The organism is Paracoccus sp. J39 (assembly GCF_000518925.1).
Taxonomy (GTDB): domain Bacteria; phylum Pseudomonadota; class Alphaproteobacteria; order Rhodobacterales; family Rhodobacteraceae; genus Paracoccus.
The window spans coordinates 1-22821 of the sequence record NZ_KI912521.1; the positions used below are offsets into that span (position 1 = coordinate 1).

The window sequence follows — 22821 nt, forward strand, 5'->3', positions numbered from 1 at the left end:
CTGGCGCGCGAGCAGGGCGTCACCGCCATCGCCATGGACATGGTGCCGCGCATCTCGCGCGCGCAGAAGATGGATGCGCTGAGCTCGATGGCCAATATCGCCGGCTACCGGGCGGTGATCGAGGCGGCGAACAATTTCGGGCGCTTCTTCACCGGCCAGGTGACGGCGGCGGGCAAGGTGCCGCCGGCCAAGGTGCTGGTGGTGGGCGCCGGCGTCGCCGGGCTTGCGGCGATCGGCGCCGCGGTCAGCCTGGGCGCGCAGGTCCATGCCTTCGACGTGCGCCCCGAGGTGGCCGAGCAGATCGAATCGATGGGCGCGGAATTCGTCTATCTGGACTTCCAGGACCAGGTGCAGGACGGGGCCGCCACCGGCGGCTATGCCGCGCCCTCCTCGCCCGAGTTCCGCGAAAAGCAGCTCGAGAAGTTCCGCGAACTGGCGCCCGAGATGGACATCGTCATCACCACGGCGCTGATCCCCGGCCGCGACGCGCCGAAGCTCTGGACCGCCGACATGGTCGCGGCGATGAAGACCGGCTCGGTCATCGTCGACCTGGCGGCCGAGCGCGGCGGCAATTGCGAGCTGACCGTCCCGGATGAGCGCATCGTCACCGAAAACGGCGTGGTGGTGATCGGCTATACCGATTTCCCGTCGAGGATGGGGGCGCAAGCCTCTGAACTTTATGGCAACAACATCCGCCACATGCTCTCGGACCTGACGCCGGGCAAGGACGGCGTCATCGTCCAGAACATGGAGGACGACGTGATCCGCGGCTCGACCGTCACCCATGACGGCGACGTGACCTGGCCGCCGCCGCCGCCCAAGGTCGCGGCCATCGCCGCCGCGAAGCCCAAGGAAAAGCCCAAGGAACTGACCCCCGAGGAACGGCGCGCGCAGGAAATCGCCGCCTTCCGCGCCCAGACCCGCAGCCAGGTGACGCTGCTCGGCGCCGGCGCGGTGCTGATGCTGCTGGTGGGGCTGTTCGCGCCCGCAAGCTTCCTGTCGCATTTCATCGTCTTCGTGCTGGCGGTCTTCGTCGGCTTCCAGGTGATCTGGAACGTCAGCCATTCGCTGCACACGCCCTTGATGGCGATCACCAACGCCATCTCCTCGATCATCATCGTCGGCGCGCTGCTGCAGATCGGCTCGGGCGGCTGGCTGGTGGTGCTTCTGGCGGCGCTGTCGGTGCTGATGGCGGGCGTCAACATCTTCGGCGGCTTCCTGGTCACGCGCCGGATGCTCGCCATGTTCCAGAAGTCGTAAGGGGAGAGGGCGCATGGAATACGGATTCACCACCGCCGCCTATGTGGTCGCGGCCGTGCTGTTCATCCTGTCCCTGGGCGGGCTCTCGGGCCAGGAAAGCGCCAAGCGCGCGGTCTGGTACGGCATCGCGGCCATGGCGCTGGCGGTGGTCGCGACGCTGATCGGGCCGGGCTATGGCAATTGGGGGCTGACGCTGGTCATGCTGGCCATCGGCGGCGGCGTCGGCTGGTATGTCGCCAAGCGGGTGCAGATGACCGAGATGCCGCAGCTGGTCGCGGCCATGCACAGCCTGGTCGGCCTGGCCGCGGTGCTGATCGGCTTCAACGCCCAGTTCGAGCTGGCGCGGGTGATCCGCGCCCGCGCCACGGATGCCGCCGCGCATTTCGAGGGCTTCGCCGCGGTGCTGGCGCACAAGACCCCGGCCGAGATCGCCATGCTGAAGGTCGAGGTCTTCCTGGGCATCTTCATCGGCGCGGTGACCTTCACCGGCTCGGTGGTGGCCTTCGGCAAGCTGGCGGGCAAGATCGACGGCAAGCCCCGCAAGCTGCCGGGCGGGCATATGCTGAACGCCGGCGCGGCGGCGCTGTCGGTGCTGCTGGGCGTCCTCTATTGCGCCGGGATCGGGCCGGCGGTGCCGTGGCTGCTGCTGATCACGCTGCTGGCCTTCTTCATCGGCTATCACCTGATCATGGGCATCGGCGGCGCCGACATGCCGGTGGTGGTGTCGATGCTGAACAGCTATTCCGGCTGGGCGGCGGCGGCGATCGGCTTCACGCTGGGCAACGACCTGCTGATCGTGGTGGGCGCGCTGGTCGGCTCCTCGGGTGCGATCCTGAGCTACATCATGTGCAAGGCGATGAACCGCAATTTCGTCAGCGTGATCCTGGGCGGCTTCGGCGGCGAGGCGGGCCCGGCGATGGAGATCGAGGGCGAGCAGGTGGCCATCGACGCCGACAGCGTGGCGGCGGCCTTGAACGATGCCGACGAGATCATCATCGTGCCGGGCTATGGCATGGCGGTGGCGCAGGCGCAGCAATCGGTGTCGGAACTGACCCGCAAGCTGCGCGCCAAGGGCAAGACCGTGCGCTTCGCCATCCACCCGGTGGCGGGCCGCCTGCCGGGGCATATGAACGTGCTGCTGGCCGAGGCCAAGGTGCCCTATGACATCGTGCTGGAGATGGACGAGATCAACGAGGATTTCCCCTCGACCGACGTGGCGATCGTGATCGGCTCGAACGACATCGTGAACCCGGCGGCGCAGGAGGACCCCAACAGCCCCATCGCCGGCATGCCGGTGCTGGAGGTCTGGAAGGCCAAGCAGGTCTTCGTCAGCAAGCGCGGCCAGGGCACCGGCTATTCCGGCATCGAGAACCCGCTCTTCTACAAGGAAAACACCCGCATGTTCTACGGCGACGCAAAGAAATCCATCGACCAGCTCCTGCCCATGATCGAGTGAGGGGGGGGAAATGACGAAAGCGGGCCGCGAGGCCCGCTTTTTTTCATATCCGCGCCTTTAGTCCCGGGTCCCGGCTTCAGATCGCATCCAGCATCGACTTGATGACATCGGTGGGCAGGGCGGGATGCAGCGCCAGCTTGCGGGTGCGCTTGCCCTTGCGCGGGATCAGCAGCGCGCAGCGCGTGGCAAGCGCAAGCGAGCCCTCGCCCGACTGGGCGATGGCCCCCGCCCGCCAGCGCGAATGCGGTCCGAAACGCATGATGCTTTCGATGGTGCCGGGCACATAGCCCTCGGTCTCGGCCGAATCGATCAGGGCGTCGTGGATGATGGGGGGCAGATACATGGGTGCCGGCATTCGAGGATCAACATTTCAGCCATGTGTTAATCCGCGGCGGCCGCGATGAGTATATGCCCTTTTGAACAGGTCTGCCATACAAGCCATGCGCGTATCGCGCCGGCCCGGTTCGTCCGCTGGCCGAAAGGCTCAGGGCGTGATCAGGATCGGCGTGCCGTCGCGCACCATGGCGTAGATATCCTCGACCTCGGCATCGGTGACGGAGATGCAGCCGGCCGTCCAGTCGTGGCGCAGCTTCGAGAGCGCCCGCCCCTCGGGGCCCTGGCCATGGATGAAGATGTCGCTGCCGGCGCTGCGCCCGATGGCCGCCGCCAGCGCCTTGTCCTGCGCATTGGGATAGGAGATCCCGATGGACAGGTGGTAGCGGCTGTCGGGATTGCGGCGGTCGATGAAATAGAGCCCCTCGGGGGTCTTGCCGTCGCCCTCGAACTGCTTGTGGCCGATGGGCTCGTTGCCCAGCCCGATGCGATAGGCTTTCAGCACCGTATTGCCGCTGAGCAGCAGCATCTGCCGCGCGCCCTTGTTGACCACGACCTGCGTGACCGGAGGGCCGGAATAGGTCTTCAACTTGCTGGGCGCGCAGGCGGCAAGCCCAAGGATAAGCGCGATGGCGCAGATGCGACTCAGCCAGCCTGTCATGCGATGCCCTCGATCCGGTGTTTTGCCTTATTTTGCCTGTCCCGCGCCCGCTGGGCAATGCGGCAGGCTTCACGAAATCCTGATGCGCCGGGCGGCGGCGTGGCAGATTTGCCAGCGCCGCGAAATCGCCGGGCTTTCCTGTTGCGGGAAAGATGGCCGCGGCTAATCATGCGGCCATGAACGACGAAGACGAACACCCCCAGCGTTACGCCCTGGTGAACGAGTTGCATGCCCGGCCCTCGCCGCGGCTTCGGGCGCCCTGCACCGCGGTCTTTCTGGCGATCAAGGAGCCGCGCGACGCCGCCAACCGCGACCGGGCCCGGGACGTGGCGCATCTGGCCGAGCTTTGCGCCCGGCACGGCGCGCCGCGCCCCGACACCAGCGCCGGGCATTACGCGGCGCAGCTGGGCCGCCATCAACTGCGCTGGGAAAGCCATACCGAGTTCGTCACCTATGCCGCCTTCGCGCCCGGCCTGCCGCCGCGGCCCTTCGACCCCTCGGCCGGGGCGATCTTTCCGCATGACTGGCAGCACCACGCGCCGGGCAAGCGCATTGCCGCGGTGATGATCCAGGTCGATATCCTGCCGGAGGATCCGGCCGACATCCTGCCGCGCCTGTCGGAATGGTTCGCGGCCGACAGCATGGCCTCGGTCTGGGTGCTGGAGGAGGCGGCGGTGGTGGCCGGCGATTTCCGCATCGATCCGGCCGGCTGGATGCGCTTTGCGCTGTTCGTCAAGCCCGGTACCCAATCGGGCCGGATCGGCCGCATCGTCCAGCGCCTGCTGGATCTTGAGACCTATCGCGCCATGTCCATGCTGGGCCTGGGCCGCGCCCGTGAACTGACCCGGCAGCTGAACGCGCTGGACCCGCAGCTCAGCGACATCGTCCAGGGCATGAGCGACGACAGCCGCCCCGCCGACGCGGTGCTGCAAGACCTGCTCTCGGTCTCGACCCGGCTGGAGAGCGCGGCGACCCAGCACGCCTTCCGCTTCGGCGCCAATGCGGCCTATGAGGCCATCGTCATGGACCGCGTCGCCTCGCTGCGCGAGTCGCGCTTTCTCGGCGGGCAGATGCTGACCGAGTTCATGGCGCGGCGCTATCTGCCCGCCATGCGGACCGCGAAATCGGCCGAGAAGCGGCTCTCGGCCATGCTGGACCGCAGCGAGCGCGCCGGCGAGCTGCTGCGCACCCGCGTCGATGTGCAGCGCAGCGCCCAGAATCAGGAGTTGATGCAGCGCATGGACCGCCGCGCCGACCTGCAATTGCGGCTGCAGCACACGGTCGAGGGGCTGTCGGTCGTGGCGATCAGCTATTACGCGGTCGGCCTGCTGGGCTATGCGCTTTATCCGCTGGCCCATGCGCTGCATATCGACAAGGCGGTGCTGGTCGCGGCGCTGACGCCGGTCGCGGTGCTTGGCGTCTGGCTGGGCATGCGGCGCATCCGGGCGCGGCTGCATGACGGCAGCGGCCACTAGCGCCGGCCGCGGGCTTGGCCGATAAGGCGCGCAATCCGTGACCCGAAGAAGGAGAGAATCGGTGAGACAGGCCCTTTCCCTTTGCGCGGTGCTGGCCCTTGCGGCCTGCGGCGTGCCCCTGGTGCCCTTCGTCTGATGGCGGGGCGGCTCATGATGTATGGCCTCGGCCATTGCTCGACCTGCCAGAAGGCGCAGGCCGAGCTGGAGGCCGCAGGCTGGCAGGTCGAATTCCGCGACGTGGCCAAGGTGCCGCTGGACCGGGAGGAATGGCAGCGCATGATCGCCGAGTTCGGCGAGAAGCTGGTCAACCGCGCCAGCCTGACCTGGCGCGGCATGTCCGAGGAGGAGCGCGCCGGCACGCCCCTGCAGATGCTGTCGGCCAAGCCCTCGCTGATGAAGCGCCCGGCCATCGTCCAGGACGACAAGCGCCTGCTGGGTTGGACCGCGAACGTCAAGCGCGCGCTGGGGGTGGCGGCCTAGGCCGCCCTTCACACGACATAGCGGTCGCGGCGGTGGTTGATCGCGATCACCAGGTTCAGCACCAGCGCGCCCAGAAAGGACCAGGCGACGCTTTGCCAGTCGCGCAGCATCAGCGCCGCCAGGAACAGGCAGGCGTCGAAGATCAGTTGCGTCCAGCCGGCGCGAAAGCCGGTCGCGTCCTGCAGATACAGCGCCACGATGCCGATCCCGCCCAACGAGGCGCCGTGCCGGAACAGCGCCAGCAGCGCCGAACCGGTTAGGAAGCCGACCAGGACGGCGCCCACCGCCGGATGGACATGGCCGAATTCCAGCCCGGCCGGCAGGACCGCGACCAGGACCGACATCGCCGCCACGGCGGTGAAGGTCTTGAGCATGAAGCCCAGCCCCAGCCGCCGGTAGCCCAGCCAGTAGAAGGGCAGGTTCACCACGAAGAACACCGGCGCGAAGCCCCAGCCGGTGGCATAGGAGATCAGGATCGCCAGCCCCGCCGTCTGTCCGGTGACGAAGCCCAGATGGGTCAGCAGCAGCACGCCGGTCGCGGCCATGAAGCTGCCATAGGCCAGACCTTGCGCGTCCTCGATCGGACTGTGGCGGCGGGGAGATGTGTCGCTCATCCGCCCCTCTTGCCCGCGGCGGCGAGGGGCGGCAAGGGGGGCGGGCTGGGACGGATCAGCGCAGGGGCGTGACGTCGGGTCCCTCGGCGGCAACGGCGGCAGCCTCGGCCGGGGCGGCCCTTCGGGAGATCCGGGCGGTGAAGGCGTCGCTCGGGTCGCGGCGCAGCACGGCCTGGGACCCGCCGACGCGCAGGGTCTCGACCGTGCGGCGGTATTCCGCCTCGTCCAGCGCCCCGCCGGCCGAAAGCAGCGGGCCGATCCGGCGCAGCATTGCGGCCTGCCGCTGCACCGCCGCCTCGTCCGGATCGGGGCCGAGGATCAGCCGCGCGGTTTCCACGGGATTTTCCGCCGCCTCGCGCCAGCCCTTCATGCTGGCGCGCAGAAAGCCCGCCAGTTGCGCCTCGGCCTCGGGCCCGGCCAGCTGGCCGGCAAGAACGTAAAGCCCGTCCTCAAGCACCGAGGCGCCCTGGTCCCGCGGGTCGAGCTCGATCAGGCCCTCGCCCGGCAACGGGTCGTAGCTCAGCGTGCTGATGCAGGCGGCCTGCTTCTGGCGCAGCATCTCGGCGCCCGGCCATTGCGCCAGCAGCGCGACGCCGGACAGGCTGTCGTCGGGGACCAGTCCCAGCCGGTTCAGCCAGGCCCGCAGCGGATAGTCCGTGCCCCCGAACCAACTGCCGATGGTCTTGCCGCGCAGATCGGCGGCGCCGGCCACGCCCGTCTCGCGCAGGCAGGTCAGCCGCAGCGCCGGATGGGCGAAGATCTGGCCGATATTGACCACCGGCAGGCCGTTTTCCCGCGCCACCAGCGCGGTGGGCAGCCATTCCACCGCCAGGTCCGCCTCGCCCCGCGCCAGCGCCTCGAAGGGCGGGGCGCCGTCGGCGGGGCGCAGGGTGACGGTCAGCCCTTCCTCGGCATAATGACCGCGCGCCTCGGCCAGCAGAAAGCCGGCGGATTCCGCCAGGGCCGGGCCGCGCAGCTGCACGGTCAGTTCCCCGGCCCGTGCAGTCAGCGCGGCCAGCGTCAGGGCCAGGGCGGGAAGCAGGGATTTCGTCATCCGTCTCATCGCCGGCCATGGTTAGACGGCCCGGTTCAGCGGCGCAAGCAATCGCGCCGCACGATGCCGCGAGCGGCGTCAGTCGCGCGAATAGATGTCCTCGTAGCGCACGATGTCGTCCTCGCCCAGATAGGCGCCGGTCTGCACCTCGATCAGCACCATCGGCACCTTGCCGGGATTCTCCATCCGGTGCACGGCGCCCAGCGGCACATAGATCGACTGGTTCTCGGTCACCAGCGTCTCGGTGTCGTTCACCGTCACCCGCGCCGTGCCGCTGACCACGATCCAGTGCTCCGAACGGTGGAAATGCGATTGCAGCGACAGCGCGCCGCCCGGATTGACCACGATGCGCTTGACCTGGAAGCGGTCGGCCAGCGCCAGCGTCTCGAACCAGCCCCAGGGGCGGTGGTCGCGCAGGAAGGTCTCGGCCTGCCGGGCGCCCTTGGCCCTCAGCGCCGAGACCGCCTTCCTGACCTCTTGCGCGCGGTCCATGCCGGCGACCAGCACCGCGTCCTTGGTGGCGACGACCATCACGTCCTTCAGCCCGATGCCCACCACCTCCATCCCCTCGTCCTGCGAGCGCAGCAGCACGTTGTCGCAATCGATGGCGGTCGAGCGTCGGTCGGTGACGGCGCCGCGTTCGGCCGGCGCGGCGGCCTGTGCCTCGTGCCAGACCGCGTCCCAGCCGCCAAGATCCGACCAATAGCCCGAAAAGCGCACCACCGACAGATTGTCGGCCTTTTCCAGCACCGCGTAATCCACCGAGCGGTCGGGCAGCTGCTCCCAGGGCTCGGGCGCCAGCCGCAGGAAGCCGAGATCCGTCTGGGCCTCGGCCAGCGCCGCCTCGACGGGGGGCAGGTATTCCGGCGCATGGGCCCTGAACGCCTCGACCATCGTCCGGGCGGCAAACAGGAAGATCCCGGCATTCCACAGGAAATTGCCCTGCGCGATCATCTGCGCCGCTTTCTCGGCATCGGGCTTCTCGACGAAGCGTTTCAGCACCAGCGGGCCCTCGCCCTCGTCCTCGGCCTCCATGTAGCCATAGCCGGTTTCGGGCCGGGTGGGGGCGATGCCGAAGGTGACGATGCGGCCCGCCTGCGCGGCGGGCAGGCCCAGATCGACGGCGCGGCCGAAGGCCTCGGCATCGGGCACCACATGGTCCGAGGGCGCGACCAGCAGCACCGCATCGGGGTCCTTTTCGGCGGCGCTCAGCGCGGCGGCCAGGATGGCGGGCGCGGTATTGCGGCCCGCGGGCTCGATCAGGATGGCCGCGGGCGCGATGCCGATCTGGTCCAGCTGCTCGGCGACGATGAAGCGGAAATCGGCATTGGTCATCACCAGCGGCGCGCCGTAGCGCGGACCGTGAAGCCGGCGGGCCGAGGCCTGGAACAGGCTTTCCTCGCCCACCAAGGGCGCGAATTGCTTGGGAAAGCTCTTGCGCGAGACGGGCCACAGCCGGGTGCCCGATCCTCCGGCCAGCAGAACAGGGGTGATCGTCATGAAAATCGCTCCATCGGCCCGGAGGCCGTTTCATCCGCTTTCGTTATCCGCCGGCAGCCTTTCGTGCGCAACTTGCGCAAACCGTCAGGGCGGCGGGGCGTGGTCCCCGGAATAGCATGCCGGGCCCGAAGCGGCAAATCCGCCGGTCAATAGCCCCGCGCCCGGTCCACCAGATGCAGCAGCGGCTGGCCGCGCATGGCGCGGCGCAGGTTCTCGGCCGCGACCGGCGCGGCGCTGGAGGGCCGGGTCTCGGCCGCCACATGCGGGGTGACGGTGATGCGCGGATGGCGCCAGAACGGATGTTCTGGCGGCAAGGGTTCGTGCCGGAACACGTCCAGCACCGCGCGCGCCGCCGGGTCGCGGTCCAGCGCCGCGATCAGCGCCGGTTCGTCGATCAGCGTGCCGCGCCCGGCATTGATGATCGTCGCACCCGCTGGCAGCAGCGCCAGCCGTTCGGCGTTCAGCAGGTCGCGGGTCTCGGCCGTGTCGGGCAGAAGGCAGACCAGGATCTCGGCGCGGCGCAGGGCCTCGGGCAGGGCCGCGCCGGGCAGGACCTCGATCCCCGGCACGGCGCGGCCGGATGCGGACCAGCCGGTGACCCGGAACCCCAGCCCCGCCAAGGCCGAGGCCACGGCCCGCCCCAGTTCGCCCATGCCCAGCACGGTGATGCCGCGCCCGGCGGCCAGCGGCGGGGTCAGGTGGTTGCGCCAGACCCCGTCCTGCGCATGGCGGTCCATGCCCAGATGCGCCCGCAGCGCCCAGCCGGTGCAATATTCCACCATGCCCTGCGCCAGCCCCGGATCGACCATCCGGCACAATGGCTGCGTCAGGGTCGGGTTGGTCACGATGCGCTCGACCCCCGCCCAGAGGCTTTGCACGACGCGGGCGCGGGTGAAGGGGGTGAAATCCAGCCTGGCGCCGTCCTCGGGATAGCCGGGCGCGTAGATCAGCGCGTCGAAACCGGCCGGATCGCCGTCGCGGCGCAGATCCATCTCGGGGCAGGCGGCGCGCAGGGCGGGCGCCCAGGCGTCCCACAGCCGGGCAGGGGCGGCGAACAGCACCCGCATCCGGTCAGCCCCGCGGCCGGTGGACATGGGCCGATTGCACGATGCCGAAGGCCATCAGCAGGATCATCAGCGAGGTCCCCCCATAGCTGACCAGCGGCAGGGGCGAGCCCTTGGCGGGCAGCATCCCCATCACCGTGGCCATGTTGATCGAGAAATACAGGAAGAACGTCCCGGCGATGCCGATGGTCATCAGGCTGGCGAAGCGGTCGCGGTTGGTCAGGGCCGAATACATGCAGAAGCCCAGGATCAGCACATAGAGCATCAGCAGCGAGCCGGCGCCGACAAAGCCGAATTCCTCGGCCAGCGAGGTGAAGATGAAGTCGGTATGCTTCTCGGGCAGGAAATTCAGCCGCGACTGCGTGCCCTGCATGAAGCCGCGCCCCGACCAGCCGCCCGATCCCAGCGCGATCTGCGCCTGGGCGATGTTGTAGCCGGCCCCCAGCGGGTCCGAGCTTGGGTCGAGGAAGGTGTCGATGCGGCGGAACTGGTAATCGTGCAGCAATTGCCAGTCGGTGCCCCGGCTCTCCATCACCGCGGTGATGCCGGCGACGACGATGGCGACGACGCCGGCGAAATACCACAGGCTGACGCCGGCGGCGAACATCACGATGCCGCCCCCGGCGATCAGCATGATCGAGGTGCCGAGGTCGGGCTGCATCAGCACCAGCCCGGTCGGCAGCAGGATCAGGATCACCGGGATCAGCACCCAGAACGGGCGCGAGACCTTTTCGACCGGCAGCCAGTCGTAATAGGCGGCCAGCGTCATCACGAAGGCCACCTTGGTCAGCTCGGACGGCTGGATGCGGATCGGCCCCAGCACCAGCCAGCGCTGCGCGCCCATGCCGACATGGCCGATCACCTCGACCAGGATCAGCAGGCCCACGCAGATCACGTAAGAGGCCACCGAGATCGAGCGCCAGAACCAGATCGGCACGAAGGCCAGCGCGAACATCAGCACCATGCCGACGGCGAAGCGTTCCATCTGCGGCCCGGCCCATCGGTCCATCTCGCCGCCCGAGACGGAATAGAGCATCAGGAAACCGATGCAGCTGACGGCGGTGACCAGAAAGACCAGCGGCCAGTTCAGATGCAGGATCTTGCGCCAGCCGGTCGGCACCTGTGCGACGTGATAGTCGAGATAGCTCATGCGTCAGGCCTTTGCGCGCTCTTGCCCCTTGCGGGCCGAGGGGATCAGGTTCATGCGCGACCACATCTCCTGCACCTTGGCGCGCTCGCCCTCGGGATAGGCGGAAAGCGGCGGCAGCCCGTCCGCCAGCGCGTAAAGCAGGATGTCGCGGGCGATGGGCGCGGCCACGGCCGAGCCGCCGCCGCCATGCTCGACCACCACCGAGACCGCATAGCGCGGCATGTCATAGGGCGCGAAGCAGACGAACAGCGCATGATCCCGCCGGTTCCAGGGCAGCTGCTCGTTCGAGATCACTCCGCGGGCGCGTTCGGCGGCGGTGATGTTGCGGACCTGCGAGGTGCCGGTCTTGCCGGCCATCTGCCATTCCGGCGCGATGATGCGTGAGCGCCGCGCCGTGCCGTGGCTGCCGTTCATCACCGCGTCCATGCCGGCCCGCGCCGTGCGCAGGTGCAGCGGGTTGATGTCCAGCTCCGGCCATTCCGGCAGCGGCTCGGCCTGGCCGTCGATGGCGCGCACCAGCCGCGGCGCCACCGCCCGCCCCGTCGCCACCCGCGCCGTCATCACCGCCAGTTGCAGCGGCGAGGCCAGCACATAGCCCTGGCCGATCGAGGCGTTGAGCGAATCGCCGACCTGCCATTCCTGGGAATAGCGCGCCCGCTTCCAGGCGCGGTCGGGGGCGATGCCCTCGGCGATGGCGGACATCGGCAGCTCGTGGCGCACGCCGATGCCCAGCTTGCGCGCCATGGCGGCGATGCGGTCGATGCCGACGCGCTGCGCCAGCTCGTAGTAATAGACGTCGCAGGACTGTTCGAGGCTGCGCACCGCATCGATGGTGCCGTGGCCGCCCCGGCTCCAGCAATGGAAGCGGCGGCCGGCGACCTGGGTATAGCCCGGGCAGAAGAAGCGCGAGCCGGGATTGATCACCCCGGATTCCAGCCCGGCCAGCAGCGTCACCATCTTGAAGGTCGAGCCGGGCGGATAGACGCCCTGCACGGTCTTGTCGGCCAGCGGCCGGTGGTCGTGGTTCATCAGCGCCCGGTAATCCGGCCCCGAGATGCCGCGCACGAACTTGTTCGGGTCGAAGACCGGCGAGGACGAGATGGCCAGGATGTCGCCATTGGTCACGTCCATCACCACGGCGGCGGCGCTTTCGTTGCCCAGCCGCTGGGTGGCGTAATTCTGCAGCCCGGCGTCCAGCGTGGTCTGCACCGTGGCGCCCTGCTGGCCTTCCTGCCGCGACAGCTCGCGCATCTCGCGCCCGGCGCTGTTCACCTCGACCCGGCGCGAGCCGGCCTTGCCGCGCAGCGACTCCTCCAGCTTGGCCTCCATGCCGACCTTGCCCAGCTGGAACTCGGGCAGGCGCAGCACCGGGTCCGGATCCTCGATCTTCGACAGGTCGTAATCCGAGACCGGGCCGACATAGCCCAGCACATGCGCGAAATCGCCGGCGCGCGGATAGCTGCGCGACAGGCCCGCCTCGGGCGTGACGCCCGGCAGGGCGGGGGCGTTGAGCGCGATCGAGGAAAACTCGGCCCAGCTCAGCCGGTCGGCGACCAGCACCGGGGTGACGGCGCTGCGCTTGCGGATCTCTTCCAGGATCTCGGCGGCCTGGCGGTCGGACATCGGGATGATGTGGCGCAGCCGGGCGATCACGGTCGAGATGTCGCCCGCCTCCTCGCGGGTCAGGGTGACGCGGTAGTTCTGCTCGTTCCCGGCGATGATCGTGCCGTTGCGGTCCAAGATCAGCCCGCGCGCCGGCGGCAGCAGCCGGATCTTGATCGAATTGCCGTCCGACAGCATGCGATACTGGTCGGCATGCTCGATCTGCATCGAGCGCAGCTTCAGCCCCAGTGCCGAGACCACCGCCGCCTGAATCGCCCCCAGCATCAGCACCCGGCGGGTGATGAGGCGGCTGCTTTCGGCGATTTCGCGTTCCGACTTGCGCATGGCTCAGCGATGCCTCGTGTCTCGTTCGGCGCGGCCACGCGGCAGGCCCAGCACCCAGCCGGCAAGCCCCGCGACCAGCGGATAGGCCGCGACCGTGGCGATGTATTGCAGGATCACCTGCCCGAAGGGCGGCAGGGGCAGGAAGAAGATCGCCAGCAGGAAGCGGTTCGCCACCATCATCAAGGCCAGAAGCATCGCCACGCGCAACCATTCAACCATGAAAGGCAGCTCTCGCCAACGCTGCTCGCGCTTGCGGGCGGCCTCGGTGCCGATCACGGCCAGCGCGGCGCCCAGCCCGATGGGGTGAAGCAGCAGGATGTCCTCGATCAGGAACAGGACGGCGATGGTCAGCACCGGGACCTGTTCGGGGCGGCGCAGCACCCAGACCAGCGCCAGGCACAGCCCCAGGTCCGGCCCCGGCCAGCCGATGCGGCCCGGCGCCAGCGGCAGCAGCCGCCAGAACAGGATCGCCAGGAACAGCGCCACGAACAGCGCCTGTCCCAGCAGCCGCTGGCGGCGGGCCGGCTCAATCATCCGCGGCCTCGGCCTCGGCGGTGGCCGCTTGCAGGTCGGACAGCGGCGGCAGCGGCGGGCCGATGAAATCGGCGCTCGGCGGCGGGATCAGCAGTCCGGTATCCGAGAGCTGCTCGGCCGGGTGGCTGCGCAGCACCCGCAGGAATTCCAGCCGCCCGTAATCGGCGGCCAGCCGCACCCGCAGCCGGCCGTCGCTGGCCAGCGCCACCTGGCCGACCGGCAGGCCGGGCGGGAACACGCCGCCGTCGCCCGAGCTGACCACCCGGTCGCCGGGGCGCAGGTTCTCGGGGCTTTCGATGAAGTCCAGCGCCGGCAGGGCGGTGTTGTCGCCGGTCAGCAACGCGTGCTGGCCCGAGGGCAGGATGGTCACCGGGATGCGGCTGGAGGGATCGGTCAGCAGCATGACCCGGCTGGTGGTCTGCCCGACGCCCGAGATGCGCCCGACGAGCCCCAGCCCGTCCATGGTCGCCCAGCCGTCCAGGATGCCGTCGCGCGCGCCGACGTTCAGCAGCACCGATTGCCGGAAGGCCGTGCCGCTGTCGGTCAGCACCACGCCCGAGACCGAGGTCAGGGCCGGGTCGATCCGCACGCTGTTCTGCGCCAGCAGCTTGGCGTTTTCCTGCTCCAGCTGCACGGCGGCCTCTTTCCAGGCCGACATCTTCTGCAGCTCGCGGCGCAATTCCTGATTCTGCTCGTAGAGCCGGGCATAGGACTGGAAGCCCGCCACCATGCGCGAGACCCGGGTGACCGGTGCCATCACCCAGTCGAAGCTGGGCACGAAGCGGTCGATGAAGGCCGCGCGCATGCGTTCGGCCCTGGGGCTGTCGATCTGCCAGAACAGGAACACCGCCAGCAGGAACAGCACCAGCAGCGAAACCAGGATGCGGCGGACCGGAGCCGCGTAATCAGGGCCCTTGCGCGCCATGGGCCGAACCCGCTCAGCTGTCGTAATCGATCACGTGGCGCAGCTGCTTCTCGAATTCAAGGGCCTTGCCGGTGCCCAGCGCCACGCAGCTCATCGGCTGGTCGGCCAGGCTGATCATCAGCCCGGTCTGTTCGCGCAGCGCCAGGTCCAGCTCGCCCAGCATGGCGCCGCCGCCGGTCAGCATCACGCCGCGGTCCACGATGTCGGCGGCAAGATCCGGCGGCGTCGCCTCCAGCGCCACCATCACCGATTCGCAGATCTGCTGCACCGGCTCGGCCAGCGCCTCGGCGACCATGGCCTGGGTGATCTCCATCTCCTTGGGGATGCCGTTCAGAAGGTCGCGGCCGCGCACCATGATCGTGGCACCGCGCCCGTCGTCGGGCATGCGGGCGGTGCCGATCTGGGTCTTGACCCGCTCGGCCGTCGATTCGCCGATCAGCAGGTTGTGGTTGCGGCGCAGGTAGTTGATCAGCGCGTCATCCATGCGGTCGCCGCCGATGCGGACCGAACGGGCATAGACCACGTCGCCCAGGGACAGCACGGCGACCTCGGTGGTGCCGCCGCCGATATCCACGACCATGCTGCCGGTCGGCTCGGTGATCGGCATGCCGGCGCCGATGGCGGCGGCGATGGGTTCCGCGATCAGCCCGGCGCGGCGGGCACCGGCCGAGAGCACCGACTGGCGGATGGCGCGCTTCTCGACCGGGGTGGCGCCATGCGGCACGCAGACGATGATCTTCGGCTTCGAGAAGGTGGTGCGCTTGAACACCTTCTTGATGAAATGCTTGATCATTTCCTCGGCGCTGTCGAAATCGGCAATCACGCCCTCGCGCATCGGCCGGATGGCCTCGATGCTGCCCGGAGTGCGGCCCAGCATCAGCTTGGCGTCCTCGCCCACGGCCAGCACCTGCTTCTTGCCGTCCTTGACGTGATAGGCGACGACCGAAGGCTCGTTCAGGATGATGCCCTTGCCCTTGACATAGACCAGCGTGTTCGCGGTCCCCAGGTCGATCGCGATATCGGTGGAAAACAACCCGCCAAAGGCCATGTGACTACCCCTTCTGCCGTCCCTGCCATGACGGCCGTTTTCGCCGTTCTTTGCGAACGGACATTGCCCGATTGCCCCGGCGAGTCGCCCCCGCCAAGGTGTTGGACATATAGGCCGGGGCCGGGCTGGGGAAAACCAGAAAATTCCATTCCGCCGATGTCGTGGCGGCGATCCGCGGGCCCTGCCGCGCCGCTTGACCGGGCAGCGCCGCCTGCTAGGCTGCCGCCGGTTCTGGTCGCCAGGAAGGGGCAGGGTTTGCGGGACGATATCGTGGGGATCTGCCGCTTTTCCTTCCTGGGGAAATGCGACTGGGCCGAGACTGCCGGGCAGGGCGGCAACGCCCCCGCGCTGATGGCGCGGCGCCGCGCCATGCTCTACGCGCCCGAGCGGCTGGCGCGCCGCTTCGCCGCCTTCGAGACGCTCTGCCTGCCCTCGGTCAGGGCGCAGACCGACGCGGATTTCCGCTTCTGGATCCTGACCTCGCCCGAGATGCCGCGCGAATGGCTGGAGCGGCTGCGCGATCTTTGCGCAGGCCTGCCGCAGATCCGGCTGATCGTCTCGGACAAGCGCGAGACGGTGAACGCGCTGCGCGAGCCGCTGCGCGAGGCGGCCGATGCGGCCGGCCGGCCGGTGATCCAGTTCCGCGTCGACGACGACGACGCCTTCAGCCGCCACCATGTCGCCCGCATCCGCGGCCATGCAAGGCGCTTTTCAGACCTGCCGGCCTTCGCAATCAGCTATCCGCAGGGCCTGGTCATGGGCAGCTACGAGGGCGAGCCGATCAGCTACTGGCGCGCGCATCAGCCCTTCCTGGGCGCCGGCGCGGCGGTGCGGATGCGCGGCGCGGGCCGCTGCATCTATGCCTACAACCATTTCCAGTTGCCCAAGCATTTCCCGGCCTTCACCGATATCGGCGGGCTCGGCTATCTGCAGACCCGCTGGGACGAGGGCGATTCCGTCGCCACGATCGTCGCGAAATTCCCGAAATGGTTCCAGCGGCTGGACCCGGACGCCTTCCAGCAGGCGCTGGCCGAGGATTTCCCCTTCCTGCAGGGCGTCGACCTGGGCTTCGTGGAACGCAAGGGGGCGGCCTGACAGCCGCCCCCTCTTACGCCATTCCGCGGCGGATCAGTGCGAATACATGCTGACCTGCTTGGCGTCCGCACCTTCGCCGACCATGTCGCGGCGCACCTTCAGCCGGTTCAGCGCGCCGACATAGGCCTTCACGCTGGCCAGGATGGTGTCGGTATCCGAGGCCTGGCCGGTGGCGATCCGGCCTTCCTCCTCCATGCGCACGCTGACGGTGGCCTGGGCATCGGTGCCCTCGGTCACCGCATGGACCTGATACAGCTGCAGATGCGCCTTGTGCGGCCAGATCGCCTTGACGGCGTTGAAGCAGGCATCGACCGGGCCGTCGCCGGTGGCATGGACGGTCTTCTCCTCGCCGCCGACCGTCATGGTCAGGTCGGCCGACTGCCCGTCCGTGCCGCAGACCACGCGCAGGTGCTTCACCTGCAGGTAATCGTGCTCGGTATTGGCGGCGCTGTCCTGCATCAGCGCCACCAGGTCGTCGTCGTAGATCTCCTTCTTGCGGTCGGCCAGGGCCTTGAAGCGCACGAAGATGTCCTTCAGCTGGTTGTCGCCCAGCTCATAGCCCAGGTCGCGCAGCTTCGAGCGCAGCGCAGCGCGGCCCGAATGCTTGCCCATGGCGATATTGGCCTCGTTCAGGCCGATATCGGCGGGGCGCATGATCTCGAAGGTCTCGACATTCTTCAGCACGCCGTCCTGGTGGATGCCGGATTCGTGCAGGAAGGCGTTCTTGCCGACGATGGCCTTGTTGAACTGCACCGGAAAGCCCGAGACCTGGCTGACCCGACGCGAGATGCCCATGATCTTCGTCGTGTCGATGCCGGTCGTATAGGGCATGATGTCGTGGCGCACCTTCAGCGCCATCACCACCTCTTCCAGCGCGGTGTTGCCGGCCCGCTCGCCCAGCCCGTTGATGGTGCATTCGATCTGGCGCGCGCCGGCCTCGACGGCGGCCAGGGCATTGGCGGTCGCCATGCCCAGGTCGTTGTGGCAATGCGTGGCGAAGACCACCCCGTCGGCGCCCGGCACCCGTTCCAGCAGCATGCGGATCAGCGCGGCCGATTCGCGCGGCGCGGTATAGCCCACGGTGTCGGGGATGTTGATGGTGGTGGCGCCGGCCTTGATGGCGATCTCGACCACCCGGCACAGGTAGTCGTGCTCGGTCCGGGTGGCGTCCATCGGCGACCATTGCACGTCGTCGCACAGGTTGCGGGCATGGCTCACGGTCTGCTCGATCCGCTCGGCCATCTGGTCCATGTCCAGGTTCGGGATGGCCCGGTGCAGGGGCGAGGTGCCGATGAAGGTGTGGATGCGCGGGCGCTTGGCGTGCCTCACCGCCTCCCAGCAGCGGTCGATATCGGGGAACTGGGCGCGGGCCAGGCCGCAGATCACACTGTTCTGCGCCTGCTTGGCGATCTCGCTCACGGCGGCGAAATCGCCCTCCGAGGCGATGGGAAAGCCCGCCTCGATGATGTCCACGCCCATCTCGTCCAGCATCTGGGCGATTTCCAGCTTCTCGGCATGGGTCATGGTGGCGCCGGGCGATTGCTCGCCGTCGCGCAGGGTGGTGTCAAAGATCAAGACGCGGTTCGGATCGGTCATGTCGGTTCTTTCTTACGCGGGAATTCGGGGTTCAGAAGCCAAGCCGGGCGCGAACCAGACTGAGCGGCGGCCCGGAAGACCCGCTCAGCGCAGCGTAAGAAGAAGCAGACCGCGGAGGTTCACGGCAATACGCGCGCCATCATGCGCGTGCGGGGCCGTGGCAATGATCTGCTGCATCCGAGTCATGGCGCGAACTATAAGACCCGCGCCACCGGCTTGAAAAGACGAAAAACACGCTGCCGCAGCAATTTCCCGCCCCGCAGCCGGCACGGGCGTTGCCGCCCCGCACCGCCGCCTGCTTCACCGTTTTCCAAATACTCCTGCGCCCGTGCCGCCGGTGCGGCAGCTCAAAGCGCGCGCCAGCCGATGTCGCGGCGGCAGAAGCCCCCCGGCCAGTCGATGGCATCGGCCAGCGCATAGGCGCGCGCATGCGCCTCGGCCAGGGTGGCGCCGCGCCCGGTTGCCGCCAGCACCCGGCCGCCCGTGGCGACGATCTGCCCGTCGCGGCGCGCGGTGCCGGCATGGAAGACCATGCGGAAACTGTCCTCGGCCAGCGCGTCGAGCCCGCGGATGGCGCTGCCCTTCTCATGGCTGCCGGGATAGCCCTTCGCGGCCAGCACCACGGTCAGGGCATGGTCGTCGGCCCAGCTGACCGAGGCCGTGCCCAGCCGGCCCTCGGCGCAGGCCAGGATCAGGTCCAGCGCCTGGGCGCCCAGCCGCATCATCAGCACCTGGCATTCCGGGTCGCCGAAGCGGACATTGTATTCCACCAGCCGCGCCCGCCCGTCCCGGATCATCAGCCCGGCATAAAGCACGCCCTGGAACGGCGTGCCGCGCCGCGCCATCTCGGCCACGGTCGGGCGCACGATCTCGGCCATGACCGCATCCTGGATCTCCGCCGTCAGCACCGGGGCCGGGGAATAGGCGCCCATGCCGCCGGTATTCGGTCCGGTATCGCCGTCGCCCACGCGCTTGTGGTCCTGCGCCGTGCCGATCGGCAGGCAGTCCACCCCGTCGCAAAGCACGAAGAAGCTCGCCTCCTCGCCTTCCATGAATTCCTCGATCACCACCTCGGCCCCGGCCGCGCCGAAGGCGCCGCCGAAGGCGTCATCGACGGCGGCGATGGCCTCGGCCTCGGTCATGGCCACGGTCACGCCCTTGCCGGCGGCCAGCCCGTCGGCCTTGACGACGATGGGCGCACCCTGCGCGCGGATATAGGCCCGCGCCGGCTCGGCGGCGTCGAAGCGCGCCCAGGCGGCGGTCGGCGCGCCGCAGGCGTCGCAAACCTCCTTGGTGAAGGCTTTCGAGGCTTCCAGCATCGCCGCCGCCCTGGACGGGCCGAAGACCGGGATGCCCGCCGCCCGCAGCTCGTCGGCGACGCCCGCTGCCAGGGGCGCCTCGGGGCCGATCACCACCAGGTCGATGGCGTTCTCCTCGCAAAAGCCGATCACGGCGGGGCCGGACAGGATGTCCAGATCCGCCAGCCGCGCCAGCGGCTCCATTCCGGCATTGCCCGGCGCGACGAACAGCCGGTCGCATTTCGGATTCTGCCGGATCGCCCAGGCCAGCGCATGTTCGCGCCCGCCGCTGCCGAGGATCAGGATGTTCATGCGGAAAGGCCCCTTTGCGAATGGTCCCGCGCCTTCTAGGAACTGGCCCGGCCCGGATCAATCCCCCAAGCCCCTTGATCCCGCCCGCGCCCCGCGCCACAACCGGGCCATGGAGCTTTTCGAAGACACGCCCGCCAGCAACGCCCATGAATTCACCGTCTCGGAAATCTCGGGCGCGGTGAAGCGCGTGATCGAGGGCGAGTTCGGCCGCGTCCGCGTGCGCGGCGAGATCGGCCGCGTCTCGCGCCCCTCCTCGGGGCATCTCTATTTCGACCTCAAGGACGAACGCGCCTGCATCGCCGCCGTCACCTGGAAGGGCCAGGCCGCGCGTCTCTCGACCCGCCCCGAGGAGGGGATCGAGGTCATCGCCACCGGCCGGCTGACCACCTTTCCCGGCCAGTCGAAATATCAGCTGATCGTCGAGGAGATCGAGCCCGCCGGCGCCGGCGCGCTGATGATGATGCTGGAAAAGCGCCGCAAGGCGCTGGCGGCCGAGGGGCTGTTCGACGAATCGCGCAAGCGCCCGCTGCCCTACCTGCCGCGGGTGATCGGCGTCGTGACCTCGCCCTCGGGCGCGGTGATCCGCGACATCCTGCACAGGTTGCGGGACCGTTTCCCGACGCGGGTGCTGATCTGGCCGGTGGCGGTGCAGGGCGAGGGCTGCGCGCCGCAGGTCGCCGCCGCGATCCAGGGCTTCAACGCGCTGCCCGGGGAAGGGCCGATCCCGCGCCCCGAGCTGATCATCGTCGCGCGCGGCGGCGGCAGCCTCGAGGATCTCTGGGGCTTCAACGAGGAAGCCGTGGTCCGCGCCGCGGCGGCCAGCGACATCCCGCTGATCTCGGCGGTGGGGCACGAGACCGACACCACGCTGATCGACTTCGCCGCGGACCGCCGGGCGCCGACGCCGACCGCGGCCGCCGAGATGGCGGTGCCGGTGCGCGCCGAACTGGCCGCCCGGCTGGCCGAGATGCGGGCGCGGATCATGCGCGCCGCCCAGACCGGCAACCAGCGCCAGCGCCAGCGGCTGGCCGACCTGGGCCGGGCGCTCGGCCGGCCGCAGGCGCTGACCGATCCGGCGCGGCAGCGCTTCGACCTGTTCGCCGAACGGCTGGAACCGGCGCTGCGCGGCTTCGTGCGCGCCCGCCGCGACCGGCTGAACGCGCTGCCGCTGTCGCTCTCGGCATTGCGCGCCATGCTGCGCAACCGGCGCGAGGCGCTGCAGGCCCATCGGCAGCGCCTGCCGCTCTGCCTGGCCCGGCTGCGGCAGCGCAAGGCCGAGCGCCTGGCCGATCTGGGCCAGCGGCTGGAACGCGCCCGGTCGCGGATGCTGGCCGACAGCGCCCGCCAGCTCGCCCGCGACCGCGCGGCGCTTGACCAGTTCGCGGCGCGGCTTGCCGCCGGCGCCGCGCGCCTCCTGCCGCCGCGGCGCGAGGCGCTGGAGCGGCTGGACCGCCTACGCCAGACGCTGGGCTATCGCGAGACCCTGCGCCGCGGCTTCGCGGTCGTCCACGGCCCCGCGGGCCTGATCACCGCCGCTGCCGAGGCGGCGCAAACCCCGCGCTTCGAGATCGAGTTCCTCGATGGCCGCATGGCGGCGCGCCCCGACGCGCCCCCGGCCAAGCCGGCCCGCAGGCCAAGGCAGCCCAGGGACCAGAAATCCCTGTTCTAGCTTCTTTCTTGCCCAAATATCCCGGGGGGAGCGCCTGGCGCACCCCGTCGAGGGGTGCGGCAGGCGCGGGGGGCAGAGCCCCCCTTACCGCGCGACCTCCCGCGGCCGCAGCATCAGCCAGAGCAGCGCCCCGCCGGCCAGCACCAGGAAGGGCAGCATGGCCAGGTTGACCGCGCTCCAGCCCGCCTGGGCCGAGCCGCCCATGCAGTTCATCAGCCCGCCCGAGGACAGCGAGGCCAGGAACACGCCGGAAAATACCACGGCGTCGTTCAGGCCCTGCACCCGCTCGCGCTCCTCGGGGCGATAGGCGCGGGTCAGCATGGCGGTGGCGCCGATATAGCCGAAGTTCCAGCCCAGCCCGAGCAGGATCATGGCCAGGAAGAAATGCGAGAGCTCCACCCCCGACAGTGCCACCGCGCCGGCGCCTGCCAGGATCGCCAGGCCCAGCATGACGATGCGCGTGGCGCCGAAACGGGCGATCAGATGGCCGGTGAAGAACGAGGGCGCGAACATCGCCAGCACATGGCCCGAGACGATGTTCGCCGCGTCCGCCGTGGCGAAGCCGCAGCCGACCACCGCCAGCGGCGCCGAGGTCATCACCAGGTTCATCAGCGCATAGGAGACCATACCGCAGATCATCGCCACGGCGATCTGCGGCACGCGCAGCAGCGCGCCCAGCGGCCGGCCCTGGGCGCGGCCCCTGGCGGGCGCCGGCGGGCGCGGGATGTCGAGAAAGGCGAAGATCACCGGCCCGAGCAGGTTCAGCCCGATGATCGCGGCATAGGTGGCCAGGAAGGGGATGGCAGTCAGCTCGGCGGTCAGGCGCACCAGGACCGGGCCGGTGAAGGCGGCGGCAAGCCCCCCGGCCAGCACCCAGGAGATGGCACGCGACTGGAACTCGGGCGGGGCGCAATCGGTGGCGGCAAAGCGGAAGAAGCCCTGCGCCGCCATATAGACCCCGGTGAACAGCGCGCTGGCGGTGAAAAGCCAGAAATTGCCCGCCGACAGCGCATAGGCGGCGATACCCGCCCCCAGCGCCGCCGAGCCGCAGGAGAGCAGGAACCCCGCCCGCCGCCCATGCCGGCGCATGAAGCCCGAAAGCGGCCGGGCCGACAGCGCCGAGCCCAGGATCATCATCGACAGGGGCAGGGTGGCGATGCAGGGGTTGGGGCTGAGCATCTGGCCCGCCAGCCCGCCGACGATGAAGATCATCGACATCTGCGCCCCCAAAAGCGCCTGGGCCAGCAGCAGCACGACGACATTGCGCCGGGCGCGGCGCATGGCGTCTGAACCGGTCAGGACCGGCTGGCCATCGCCGGGGGTGGTCGCGTCGGGGGCGGTCATCGCAGG

20 protein-coding genes are annotated in these 22821 nt (G+C 69.4%); 6 read left to right on the top strand and 14 right to left on the bottom strand.

What is annotated here, in order from left to right:
* Positions 1 to 1260 (top strand): Re/Si-specific NAD(P)(+) transhydrogenase subunit alpha (locus L632_RS0121190; protein WP_028716961.1); only part of this gene is annotated, 1260 nt, incomplete at its 5' end.
* Positions 1261 to 1273: 13 nt separating this feature from the next.
* A complete protein-coding gene (locus L632_RS0121195) occupies positions 1274 to 2716 on the top strand; it encodes an NAD(P)(+) transhydrogenase (Re/Si-specific) subunit beta (protein ID WP_028711200.1) in 1443 nt (480 codons plus the stop codon).
* A 76-nt stretch (positions 2717 to 2792) separates the two neighbouring features.
* On the opposite strand, the gene L632_RS0121200 is transcribed toward L632_RS0121195, so the two are convergent.
* Together L632_RS0121200 and L632_RS0121205 are read right to left on the bottom strand one after the other, a co-directional pair.
* Positions 2793 to 3059, bottom strand: a complete 267-nt coding sequence (locus L632_RS0121200) for a hypothetical protein (protein ID WP_028711199.1) — start codon at positions 3057 to 3059, stop codon at positions 2793 to 2795.
* A gap of 141 nt (positions 3060 to 3200) precedes the next feature.
* On the bottom strand, positions 3201 to 3710 hold the full coding sequence (locus tag L632_RS0121205) for a murein L,D-transpeptidase family protein (RefSeq protein ID WP_028717565.1): 510 nt from the start codon (positions 3708 to 3710) through the stop codon (positions 3201 to 3203).
* 176 nt (positions 3711 to 3886) lie between these two features.
* On the opposite strand from L632_RS0121205, the gene L632_RS0121210 reads away from it, so the two are divergent.
* Both L632_RS0121210 and L632_RS0121215 read left to right on the top strand, forming a co-directional pair.
* A complete protein-coding gene (locus L632_RS0121210) occupies positions 3887 to 5185 on the top strand; it encodes a DUF3422 family protein (RefSeq protein ID WP_028711197.1) in 1299 nt (432 codons plus the stop codon).
* A 135-nt stretch (positions 5186 to 5320) separates the two neighbouring features.
* Positions 5321 to 5665 (top strand): arsenate reductase family protein, encoded by a 345-nt coding sequence (locus L632_RS0121215; RefSeq protein WP_036699117.1) that lies wholly within the window; start codon positions 5321 to 5323, stop codon positions 5663 to 5665.
* An 8-nt stretch (positions 5666 to 5673) separates the two neighbouring features.
* Here the strand turns inward: L632_RS0121215 and L632_RS0121220 are convergent, their stop codons facing one another.
* The 9 genes from L632_RS0121220 to L632_RS0121260 all read right to left on the bottom strand — a co-directional run bounded on the left by L632_RS0121220 (position 5674) and on the right by L632_RS0121260 (position 15501).
* Entirely contained in the window at positions 5674 to 6279 is a 606-nt protein-coding gene (locus tag L632_RS0121220; RefSeq protein WP_028711195.1) for a YitT family protein, read from the bottom strand.
* A 55-nt stretch (positions 6280 to 6334) separates the two neighbouring features.
* Positions 6335 to 7333, bottom strand: a complete 999-nt coding sequence (locus L632_RS0121225) for an ABC transporter substrate-binding protein (RefSeq protein WP_036699118.1) — start codon at positions 7331 to 7333, stop codon at positions 6335 to 6337.
* 78 nt (positions 7334 to 7411) lie between these two features.
* Positions 7412 to 8833 (bottom strand): mannose-1-phosphate guanylyltransferase/mannose-6-phosphate isomerase, encoded by a 1422-nt coding sequence (locus tag L632_RS0121230; protein ID WP_028711193.1) that lies wholly within the window; start codon positions 8831 to 8833, stop codon positions 7412 to 7414.
* A 146-nt stretch (positions 8834 to 8979) separates the two neighbouring features.
* Positions 8980 to 9927, bottom strand: a complete 948-nt coding sequence (locus tag L632_RS0121235) for a glyoxylate/hydroxypyruvate reductase A (protein WP_232215643.1) — start codon at positions 9925 to 9927, stop codon at positions 8980 to 8982.
* Positions 9905 to 11047: a rod shape-determining protein RodA gene (gene rodA / locus L632_RS0121240; protein ID WP_028711191.1), complete on the bottom strand. Its 1143-nt coding sequence runs from the start codon at positions 11045 to 11047 to the stop codon at positions 9905 to 9907. Before rodA ends, L632_RS0121235 begins: the two co-directional genes overlap by 23 nt.
* A 3-nt stretch (positions 11048 to 11050) precedes the next feature.
* The gene (gene mrdA, locus L632_RS0121245; protein WP_028717566.1) at positions 11051 to 12994 is read right to left on the bottom strand and encodes a penicillin-binding protein 2; all 1944 of its coding nucleotides are present in this window, start codon (positions 12992 to 12994) and stop codon (positions 11051 to 11053) included.
* 3 nt (positions 12995 to 12997) lie between these two features.
* Entirely contained in the window at positions 12998 to 13528 is a 531-nt protein-coding gene (locus L632_RS0121250; protein WP_028717567.1) for a hypothetical protein, read from the bottom strand.
* Entirely contained in the window at positions 13521 to 14453 is a 933-nt protein-coding gene (mreC, locus tag L632_RS0121255) for a rod shape-determining protein MreC (protein ID WP_028717568.1), read from the bottom strand. The genes L632_RS0121250 and mreC overlap by 8 nt, the downstream gene beginning before the upstream one ends.
* Positions 14454 to 14466: 13 nt before the next feature.
* Complete coding sequence (locus L632_RS0121260) at positions 14467 to 15501, bottom strand: rod shape-determining protein (protein WP_028711187.1); 1035 nt, start codon at positions 15499 to 15501, stop codon at positions 14467 to 14469.
* Between the two features lie 255 nt (positions 15502 to 15756).
* On the opposite strand from L632_RS0121260, the gene L632_RS0121265 reads away from it, so the two are divergent.
* A complete protein-coding gene (locus tag L632_RS0121265; protein ID WP_028711186.1) occupies positions 15757 to 16596 on the top strand; it encodes a putative rhamnosyl transferase in 840 nt (279 codons plus the stop codon).
* A 33-nt stretch (positions 16597 to 16629) separates the two neighbouring features.
* Here the strand turns inward: L632_RS0121265 and L632_RS0121270 are convergent, their stop codons facing one another.
* Positions 16630 to 18192 (bottom strand): 2-isopropylmalate synthase, encoded by a 1563-nt coding sequence (locus tag L632_RS0121270; protein WP_028711185.1) that lies wholly within the window; start codon positions 18190 to 18192, stop codon positions 16630 to 16632.
* Positions 18193 to 18539: 347 nt separating this feature from the next.
* The gene (gene purD / locus L632_RS0121280; protein WP_028711184.1) at positions 18540 to 19802 is read right to left on the bottom strand and encodes a phosphoribosylamine--glycine ligase; all 1263 of its coding nucleotides are present in this window, start codon (positions 19800 to 19802) and stop codon (positions 18540 to 18542) included.
* Positions 19803 to 19911: 109 nt separating this feature from the next.
* Here purD and xseA point away from each other — a divergent pair, with 109 nt between their 5' ends.
* Entirely contained in the window at positions 19912 to 21471 is a 1560-nt protein-coding gene (xseA, locus tag L632_RS0121285; RefSeq protein ID WP_028717569.1) for an exodeoxyribonuclease VII large subunit, read from the top strand.
* Positions 21472 to 21555: 84 nt separating this feature from the next.
* On the opposite strand, the gene L632_RS0121290 is transcribed toward xseA, so the two are convergent.
* Positions 21556 to 22815 carry an MFS transporter gene (locus L632_RS0121290; RefSeq protein WP_371256013.1) on the bottom strand — a complete coding sequence of 420 codons (1260 nt, stop codon included), beginning with the start codon at positions 22813 to 22815 and terminating at the stop codon, positions 21556 to 21558.
* Positions 22816 to 22821 lie beyond the last annotated feature (6 nt).

Coding starts and splice junctions, on each gene's coding strand:
- L632_RS0121220 (WP_028711195.1), bottom strand. CDS start 6,279: ATGAGCGACACATCTCCCCGCCGCCACAGTCCGATCGAGGACGCGCAA.
- rodA (WP_028711191.1), bottom strand. CDS start 11,047: ATGAGCTATCTCGACTATCACGTCGCACAGGTGCCGACCGGCTGGCGC.
- L632_RS0121270 (WP_028711185.1), bottom strand. CDS start 18,192: ATGACCGATCCGAACCGCGTCTTGATCTTTGACACCACCCTGCGCGAC.
- xseA (WP_028717569.1), top strand. CDS start 19,912: ATGGAGCTTTTCGAAGACACGCCCGCCAGCAACGCCCATGAATTCACC.
- mreC (WP_028717568.1), bottom strand. CDS start 14,453: ATGGCGCGCAAGGGCCCTGATTACGCGGCTCCGGTCCGCCGCATCCTG.
- L632_RS0121230 (WP_028711193.1), bottom strand. CDS start 8,833: ATGACGATCACCCCTGTTCTGCTGGCCGGAGGATCGGGCACCCGGCTG.
- L632_RS0121250 (WP_028717567.1), bottom strand. CDS start 13,528: ATGATTGAGCCGGCCCGCCGCCAGCGGCTGCTGGGACAGGCGCTGTTC.
- L632_RS0121205 (WP_028717565.1), bottom strand. CDS start 3,710: ATGACAGGCTGGCTGAGTCGCATCTGCGCCATCGCGCTTATCCTTGGG.
- L632_RS0121195 (WP_028711200.1), top strand. CDS start 1,274: ATGGAATACGGATTCACCACCGCCGCCTATGTGGTCGCGGCCGTGCTG.
- L632_RS0121200 (WP_028711199.1), bottom strand. CDS start 3,059: ATGTATCTGCCCCCCATCATCCACGACGCCCTGATCGATTCGGCCGAG.
- L632_RS0121260 (WP_028711187.1), bottom strand. CDS start 15,501: ATGGCCTTTGGCGGGTTGTTTTCCACCGATATCGCGATCGACCTGGGG.
- mrdA (WP_028717566.1), bottom strand. CDS start 12,994: ATGCGCAAGTCGGAACGCGAAATCGCCGAAAGCAGCCGCCTCATCACC.
- purD (WP_028711184.1), bottom strand. CDS start 19,802: ATGAACATCCTGATCCTCGGCAGCGGCGGGCGCGAACATGCGCTGGCC.
- L632_RS0121215 (WP_036699117.1), top strand. CDS start 5,321: ATGGCGGGGCGGCTCATGATGTATGGCCTCGGCCATTGCTCGACCTGC.
- L632_RS0121225 (WP_036699118.1), bottom strand. CDS start 7,333: ATGACGAAATCCCTGCTTCCCGCCCTGGCCCTGACGCTGGCCGCGCTG.
- L632_RS0121290 (WP_371256013.1), bottom strand. CDS start 22,815: ATGACCGCCCCCGACGCGACCACCCCCGGCGATGGCCAGCCGGTCCTG.
- L632_RS0121235 (WP_232215643.1), bottom strand. CDS start 9,927: ATGTCCACCGGCCGCGGGGCTGACCGGATGCGGGTGCTGTTCGCCGCC.
- L632_RS0121210 (WP_028711197.1), top strand. CDS start 3,887: ATGAACGACGAAGACGAACACCCCCAGCGTTACGCCCTGGTGAACGAG.